Origin of the sequence: Nakamurella sp. (genome assembly GCF_048594475.1) — a bacterium.
GTDB lineage: Bacteria > Actinomycetota > Actinomycetes > Mycobacteriales > Nakamurellaceae > Nakamurella.
In genome coordinates this window covers 1-5,654 of the sequence record NZ_JBMDXT010000259.1, presented here as the reverse complement: position 1 = coordinate 5,654, position 5,654 = coordinate 1, and the positions used below count along the sequence as shown (strand labels likewise).

Below are 5,654 nucleotides of genomic sequence, written 5' to 3'. Positions count from 1 at the left end.
CGGCTTCATCGGCGGCGTCAACACCCCGCTGATCCAGAAGTTCCAGGCCGGCTTCGAGGCCGGGGTCAAGGCGACCAACCCGAACGCCACGGTGACCAGCAAGTACATCACCGAGCCGCCGGACTTCAGCGGCTTCAACGCTCCGGACAAGGGCGAGACCATCGCCACCGGCATGTACAACGACGGCATCGACGTCATCTACGCGGCCGCGGGCGGCTCCGGCGCGGGCGTGTTCAAGGCGGCCAAGGCCACCGGGAACTACGCCATCGGCGTGGACTCCGACCAGTACAACATCCCGTCGCTGGCCGACGTGAAGGACGTCATCATCACGTCCATGCTCAAGAAGGTCGACGTCGCGACCTGGGACTTCATCGCCAGCGCGGCCAACGGCGCGCCGATCTCCGGCCAGCACGTCTACAGCCTGGAGAACGACGGCGTCGGCTACTCGACCTCCGGCGGGTTCATCACCGAGTACGTGCCGGACATCGAGAAGGCCAAGGAGGCCATCCTCGACGGCAGCATCACCGTGCCCAGCACCGTCGGCGGGTGACGCGCCGGCGACGGCAGGAATGACGCGACGCGGCCCCGACGGAAGACACTTCCGTCGGGGCCGTGCCCGTTGGCGTTGCCGGTCGGCCGCCGGATGTTCTGCTATGACTGCCTGATCGCAGGTCACCGCCCACCCGAACCCTCTCGCGAAGTGCAGGTGCGATGAGTACCGATGCGACACCCACCGGCCCGCCCGGTTCGGCCGGTCCGACCGTGACCGTCCCGCCGGCCGTCGAACTGACCGGCATCACCAAACGCTTTCCCGGTGTGGTGGCCAACTCCGACATCACCTTCAGCGTGCGCCGGGGCACCGTGCACGCGCTGGTCGGCGAGAACGGCGCGGGCAAGTCCACGCTGATGAAGACCCTCTACGGCATGCACCAGCCGGACGAGGGCACCATCGCGGTCGACGGCCGGCAGGTCACCTTCGGCTCGCCCGCCGACGCCATCGCGGTCGGCATCGGCATGGTGCACCAGCACTTCATGCTGGCCGACAACCTGACCGTCTGGGAGAACATCGTGCTGGGCGCCGAGCCGGTCACCGGCGGCCGGCTGGACGTGCGCGGGGCCCGGGGCCGGATCGACGAGCTGGCCCGCCGGTACGGGCTGGTGGTCGACTCCGGCGCGCTGGTCGAGACGCTCGGCGTCGGGGCCCGCCAGCGGGTCGAGATCCTCAAGGTGCTCTACCGCGGCGCGAAGACGCTCATCCTGGACGAGCCGACCGCCGTGCTGGTGCCGCAGGAGGTCGACGAGCTGTTCGGCAACCTGCGCGAGCTCAAGGCCGAGGGCCTGACCATCATCTTCATCTCGCACAAGCTCGACGAGGTCCGCAGCATCGCCGACGAGATCACCGTCATCCGGCGCGGCACCACGGTCGGCACGGCGGACCCCAAGGCGGTGACCAACCGCCAGCTCGCCGAGATGATGGTCGGCTCGGCTCTGCCGGTGCCCGAACTGCGCGAATCCACCGTCACCGACACCGTGGTGCTGGACCTGCGCGGCGTCCAGGTCCCCGGCGGGGCCGGCGAACGGGACGTGCTGTCCGACATCGATCTGCAGATCCACGCCGGAGAGGTGCTGGGCATCGCCGGCGTCGAGGGCAACGGCCAGGCCGAGCTGGTGGACGCGATCATGGGCATCCGGCCGATCGCCGGCGGCACCATCTCCCTGTCCGGGCGGGAGATCGCCCACCTGTCGACCGCGGCCCGGCGGGAAGCCGGCGTCGGGTTCATCCCCGAGGACCGGCACCGGCAGGGGCTGATCCTGGAGGGCACCCTGTGGGAGAACCGGGTGCTCGGCCACCAGACCCGGCGTCCGTCCGCCCGCGGCATCCTGCTGGACCGCCGCGCGGCGCGGGCCGACACCAGGCGGATTGTCGACACCTTCGACGTGCGGACCCCCGGCATCGAGGTGACCGCCGCGTCGCTGTCCGGGGGCAACCAGCAGAAACTGATCGTCGGCCGGGAGATGAGCGAGGACCCGGTCCTGCTGATCGCCTCGCACCCGACCCGCGGCGTCGACGTGGGCGCGCAGGCCGCGATCTGGGAGCATCTGCGCACCGCCCGGGCCGCCGGTCTTGCCGTCCTGCTGATCTCGGCCGACCTGGAGGAGCTGATCGGGATGTCCGACCGGTTGACGGTGATCCTGCGGGGTCGGCTCACCGGGACCTACGACCCGCGGTCGGTCACCCCCGAGGAGCTTGGGGCGGCCATGACCGGCGCCGGCGACGAGCCGGAGCGGGCCGGGGAGGTGCCGCAGTGACCGGCTCCCGGGGGCGGCGCATCCTGCTCGGCGCGGCCGCGCCGGTCGGCGCGCTGCTGGTCTCGGTGATCATCACCTCGGTGCTGCTGGTCACCACCGGCCACAGCCCGATCGACGCGTTCGGCGCCATGATCGACGCGCTGGAGCGGCCGCGCATCATCCTCGGCACCATCAACCAGTCGGCCATCTACTACCTGGCCGCGATCGCGGTGGCGATCGGGTTCAAGATGAACCTGTTCAACATCGGTGTCGACGGCCAGTACCGGCTCGCCGCGATGCTCTCGGCGGCGGTGGCCGGTGCCGCCTGGATGAGCGCCCTGCCCGGCTTCCTGCGCATCATCATCACCCTGCTGGTGGCGATGGCCGTGGGGGCCGCCTGGGCCGGGATCGCCGCATTGCTCAAGGTCACCCGCGGGGTCAGCGAGGTGATCAGCACGATCATGCTGAACGCGATCGCGACCTTCGTCATCGCCTACCTGCTCACGCCGCAACGGCTGGCCGTGCAGGAGGGCAACAACATCTCCACGCCCAAGATCACCGAGGGCGGCCAGCTCGGGGTGATCTTCTTCGAGGGTTCGACGACGCCGCTGTACTCGCTGGTGGCGCTGGCCGGCCTGGTCGGCGTGCTGTACGCGCTGATGCTGTCCCGCACGGTCTTCGGCTTCAGCATCAAGGCGACCGGCCTGTCCGAGTCTGCGGCGATCGCGTCCGGCATCTCGGTGAAGAAGATGATCGTCTCGGCGATGCTGCTCTCCGGGGCGGTCGCCGGGCTGATCGGCATGCCCGAGCTCCTCAACGGGTCGGCGGCGTCCTACTCGCTGAACTTCCCGACCGGCATCGGCTTCACCGGCATCGCCATCGCCCTGCTCGGCCGGAACCATCCGGTCGGCATGGTCTTCTCGGCGCTGCTGTGGGCCGCCCTGGACAGCTCGGCGAACGCGCTGCAGGGCGTCGGGGTACCCCGGGAGCTGGTCACGATCATGCAGGGCATCATCGTGCTCTCGGTGGTCGTGGCCTACGAGTTCGTCCGCCGGTACCGGCTCACGCTGGAGGCCAAGGATGTGGCCCGGGCGCTGGCCGCCAGGTCGAAACCGGCACCCGCGGCCGAACCGGCGAGCGGAGTGGGCTCATGAGCGTCGATTCGGACCTCGCGGTCCCGCTGCCCAAGTCGACGGCGCCGCGGCGGAATCTGACCCCGTTGATGTGGCTGGGCGTCGTCGCGATCGGCATCGCGGTGGTCTCCCTGGTCCGGATCCTGACCGGGGCGAACAACCTCGATTCGTCCGGGGCCATCCAGGCCGCGATCACCGCGGCGACGCCGATCGCGCTCGCCGGCCTGTCCGGGCTGTGGTCGGAGCGGGCCGGGGTGGTCAACATCGGCATCGAGGGCATGATGATCATGGGCACCTTCGGGGCCGGGTACGCCGGGTACCAGTGGGGCGCCTGGGCCGGTGTGGTCTTCGGCATCTTCTGCGGGCTGCTCGGCGGCCTGCTGCTCGCGCTGGTTACGGTCACCGTCGGGGTCGACCACATCATCGCCGGCGTCGCCATCAACATCCTGGCTCCCGGTCTGGCCCTGTACCTGTCCCGGTTGCTGTTCACCGACGCCCCCGGCGGGGGCCAGCGGCAGTCGCCGCCGGTACCCGACGTCGGCCGCATCACCCTGCCGCTGCTGTCCGACTGGCTCGGCGACATCGAGGCCAAGGGCTGGTTCTTCGTCTCCGACGTGGCCGGCATCCTGCGCGGGATGTGCACGAACCTGTCCCTGCTGACCGTGCTGGCCGTGGTGCTGATCGTGGCCACCGGCTTCGTGCTCTGGCGGACCCGGCTGGGCCTGCGCCTGCGGTCCTGCGGCGAGGCCCCCTACGCCGCGGAGTCGCTGGGCGTCAACGTGTACTGGTACAAGTACGTGGCCGTGGCGGTGTCCGGCGGCCTGGCCGGCCTGGCCGGCTCGTTCCTGGTGGTGGGCCTGAAGTTCCAGGACGGGCAGACCGGCGGTCGCGGCTTCATCGGCCTGGCCGCGATGATCTTCGGCAACTGGCGGCCGGGCGGGATGGCGCTGGGCGCCTCGTTGTTCGGCTACACCGACGGCGTGCAGCAGTACGACGCGTCCGGCTCGGCGATGCACGCGTTCCTGTTGCTGGTGGCGATCGCCCTGGTCGTGGTCGCGGTCCTGCAGTACCGGGGCGGCCACCACACGGTCGCCGCGGTGGCGGCCGTCATCGCCATCCTGTGCGTCTGGTGGTTCCTGGCCACCGACGAGCTGCCGCAGCAGCTGGTGAAGGCGGCACCGTACGCGATCACCCTGCTGGTGATGGCGCTGGCCTCGCAGAACCTGCGGATGCCCAAGGCCGACGGCCTGATCTACCGGAAGGGTGGGCACTGATGCCCGGCACCGACGAGCGCGTCGACTGGCCGCTGCTGCGGCAGGCCGCCATCGAAGCGGCCGAGGCCGCTTATTGCCCGTACTCGGGTCTGCAGGTGGGGGCGGCGGCACTGGTCGACGACGGCCGGATCATCACCGGCTGCAACGTCGAGAACGCCTCGTACGGGCTGGGTCTGTGCGCCGAGTGCACGCTCGTCGGGCAGCTGCGGCTGTCCGGCGGCGGCCGCCTGGTGGCGGTCGCCTGCCGCTCCGGGGCGGGGGAGCTGCTGATGCCCTGCGGCCGCTGCCGCCAGGTGCTGTACGAGTTCGGCGGGTCCGGGCTGGCGGTGGACGGCCCGTCCGGACCGGTGCCGATGACCGCGGTGCTGCCCGATGCGTTCGGCCCCGAGCACCTGCCGGCCGCCCGCGAACCCGCCGGGCCGAACGCGGTCGCGGGTTGACCATGCCCACCGCCGCACGACCGACCGACGACCCGGCAGGGAGGGATCCGTGGCCGGGTCCGTCGTCGCCGAGCTGATCCGTGCGTTGCTCGATCACCTCGAGGATCCGACCGCCGACCACGAGGGGTGGGACGCGCTGGCGATGGTGCTCGAATTCCCCGGCGGCCGGTTCAACTCGGCCCACGGCTACCTGTACCTGCCGGCCGGCCGGATCGCGGCCGTCGCGGCCGATCCGTGGGCGGTGCAGGCCGCGGTCACGGCGTACACCGACAGTTGCTATGAACCCGGCGACGTGCTGCCGCGCGCGATCCTGCTGCAGTTCGACCGGGCGACGGGCCGGTACGACGTCCACTTCGAGGAGACCGATGGAAACCGCTGGAACGCGACCCCCCGCACCTACCGTCAGCTGCGCGAGGAGCTGCGACCGAGGCCGGACGCCGGCGGGGCGCCCACCGGCCCGGGCGACCGCCGTGGGTCCTGACCGCGGGCGGGCCGGTGGCCCGGTCGCCGCCGCGGGC

General features: G+C 71.2%; 6 protein-coding genes. All 6 read left to right on the top strand.

The annotated features are described in order from the left end of the window. Positions 1 to 550 (top strand): BMP family lipoprotein (locus ACOJUF_RS11975; protein WP_420122074.1); only part of this gene is annotated, 550 nt, incomplete at its 5' end. Positions 551 to 711: 161 nt separating this feature from the next. Continuing rightward, a complete protein-coding gene (locus tag ACOJUF_RS11970; protein WP_420122073.1) occupies positions 712 to 2,310 on the top strand; it encodes an ABC transporter ATP-binding protein in 1,599 nt (532 codons plus the stop codon). Beyond that, entirely contained in the window at positions 2,307 to 3,443 is a 1,137-nt protein-coding gene (locus ACOJUF_RS11965; RefSeq protein WP_420122072.1) for an ABC transporter permease, read from the top strand. The genes ACOJUF_RS11970 and ACOJUF_RS11965 overlap by 4 nt, the downstream gene beginning before the upstream one ends. After that, complete coding sequence (locus ACOJUF_RS11960) at positions 3,440 to 4,696, top strand: ABC transporter permease (protein WP_420122071.1); 1,257 nt, start codon at positions 3,440 to 3,442, stop codon at positions 4,694 to 4,696. The genes ACOJUF_RS11965 and ACOJUF_RS11960 overlap by 4 nt, the downstream gene beginning before the upstream one ends. Next, on the top strand, positions 4,696 to 5,136 hold the full coding sequence (locus tag ACOJUF_RS11955) for a cytidine deaminase (RefSeq protein WP_420122070.1): 441 nt from the start codon (positions 4,696 to 4,698) through the stop codon (positions 5,134 to 5,136). The genes ACOJUF_RS11960 and ACOJUF_RS11955 overlap by 1 nt, the downstream gene beginning before the upstream one ends. A 49-nt stretch (positions 5,137 to 5,185) precedes the next feature. Then, entirely contained in the window at positions 5,186 to 5,617 is a 432-nt protein-coding gene (locus ACOJUF_RS11950) for a hypothetical protein (protein ID WP_420122069.1), read from the top strand. The last annotated feature ends 37 nt before the right edge of the window (positions 5,618 to 5,654 follow it).

What these genes read in the sequence shown, in the direction of transcription:
- ACOJUF_RS11970 (WP_420122073.1), top strand. Translation starts at nt 712, where the DNA reads ATGAGTACCGATGCGACACCCACCGGCCCGCCCGGTTCGGCCGGTCCG.
- ACOJUF_RS11960 (WP_420122071.1), top strand. Translation starts at nt 3,440, where the DNA reads ATGAGCGTCGATTCGGACCTCGCGGTCCCGCTGCCCAAGTCGACGGCG.
- ACOJUF_RS11955 (WP_420122070.1), top strand. Translation starts at nt 4,696, where the DNA reads ATGCCCGGCACCGACGAGCGCGTCGACTGGCCGCTGCTGCGGCAGGCC.